The 360-nt window shown below is 70.3% G+C and carries 1 pseudogene; it reads right to left on the bottom strand.

Going from position 1 to position 360, the window contains the following annotated elements:
- A pseudogene (locus SB725_RS30345) lies at positions 1 to 360 on the bottom strand (4Fe-4S ferredoxin); the annotation flags it as partial.

Raw genomic sequence — 360 nt, 5'->3', positions numbered from 1 at the left:
CCCGGGACACACAGGCTGCCAGGTAAACCACCCGCGGACGCGCGTCGCTGACGCTCGGGCTGAAGCGGATGGCCTTTTCCGGCTGGGGCATGGCGCTGCTCCACTGCGGCACCTGGCCTTTGGACAGACGCGTCAGGCTCGCCGACAGCTTGCTCAGGCGCGGCGCGCCCAGGAGCATGCGCGCACCGTTGGCCACGTGCAGGGTGAAGCGGGCGCCCTGCAAGGTGGTGGCGAAGTGCGAGCCGAGCCAGTCGGCGGTGCCGTTATGGGTGGCGTGTTCACTGCGCAGTTTCTTCACCAGCTCGCCGGTGTTGATACCCACCGGGCAGCGCTGGGCGCACAGGCCGGTGGCGGCGCAGG

The organism is Pseudomonas sp. SIMBA_041 (genome assembly GCF_046535095.1).
Lineage (GTDB): Bacteria > Pseudomonadota > Gammaproteobacteria > Pseudomonadales > Pseudomonadaceae > Aquipseudomonas > Aquipseudomonas mucoides.
This window is presented reverse-complemented; position numbering and strand designations above follow the sequence as displayed.